Source organism: Bacillota bacterium (assembly GCA_024655925.1).
GTDB lineage: Bacteria > Bacillota > DTU025 > DTU025 > JANLFS01 > JANLFS01.
The window spans coordinates 1-1254 of sequence record JANLFS010000065.1; the positions used below are offsets into that span (position 1 = coordinate 1).

Sequence of the window (1254 nt, forward strand, 5' to 3'; positions counted from 1 at the left end):
CTGGGCGATCCCTTCTGGATCTGGTGCGTCTGGAACGCGAGTTGAGGGAGACGCTGGGCTTAGACGTAGACGTTGCAACACCAAGAAGCCTGCATCCTATGATCCTAGATCGAGTCATGGCAGAAAGGACACCAATCCTATGAGATCGGAACGTGATCCTCGGCCATTCCTGCAGGATATCTTTGATTGCATACAGCACATCCCGCTCTACACCGGAAACACTGGTGCAGATGAGTTCCTACGCAACAGTATGATGCAAGACGCTGTTGTCAGGCGTCTAGAGATCATCGGCGAGGCAGCAAGTCATCTGCCTGTTGACCTAAGGCAGCGGTATCCTGAGGTGTACCCTGGCAGGACATAAAGGACATGCGAAACAAGCTAGGCCATGACTACGGGCACGTAGATCTTGATCTCGTGTGGGCAGTCGTGCAGAAGGACATACCTGAGCTTGAGGCACAGATTAGGCGGGTTCTGGACGAGATCCAGTCGGAGGATGCTGTCTGAGTCGCTTCTCGTCCGGTAGCTCTATGTCAGCTGCATAAGCTGAGAGCGGGTGTCAGGCAACAGACCTCAAGAGACCAGATGACTAACAAGCGTATCCAGCGGACGCCGGCGTGGCCGAGCGGCGAAGTTGAGATCAGAATGCGGTGCCACTGATACGCAGAGCCGTTAGGCCTGAAGGAAGGCGCAAGATGCAATACGATCTCTTCATCTGCCACGCCCCAGAGGACAAGGATTCCTTCGTCAGACCTTAAGCAGATGCCTTGAGTAATGGGCATGTCGAAGTCTGGTATGACGAGTTCTCGCTCGAACTGGGGGACAGCATTCGGCGATCGATAGACGCGGGCCTCCGCCAGTCCCGCTTCGGGGTTGTGGTGCTCAGCCCCGCGTTCTTTAACAAGCAGTGGCCGCAGTACGAACTCGATGGGCTCACCGAGGTCGAGATGCGGGGGCGGGACAAGGTCGTTCTGCCCATTTGGCACGGAGTCAGCCGCGAGGACGTGGTGAGCCAGTCCCCCTCTCTTGCCAATCGTAAGTCTATATCGTCTGTTGCAGGAATCGAGGCTGTCGTGGCGGCAATCATGCGAGTGGTCCGTCCTCAAGGGAGTCCACTAGTGGCGGCACGAGACCTATTGCTCGAGTGGGGTGTGACACCTCCGGTTATCACCGACCCCTATTGGCTTGAGGTGACGGAGGCTTCCAACAGAGCCGACGCTTTTGGCGCTACGGTTCCAGAGAACTCGGTATGGGGAC

Annotated in this window: 1 protein-coding gene and 1 pseudogene; both read left to right on the top strand. The window is 56.6% G+C overall.

Annotation, left to right across the window (positions count from 1 at the left end; genetic code table 11):
- The first annotated feature begins 354 nt into the window (after positions 1–354).
- A pseudogene (locus NUW23_10605) lies at positions 355–504 on the top strand (DUF86 domain-containing protein).
- A 260-nt stretch (positions 505–764) separates the two neighbouring features.
- A partial coding sequence (locus NUW23_10610) for a toll/interleukin-1 receptor domain-containing protein (GenBank protein ID MCR4426617.1) occupies positions 765–1254 on the top strand: 490 nt, incomplete at its 3' end.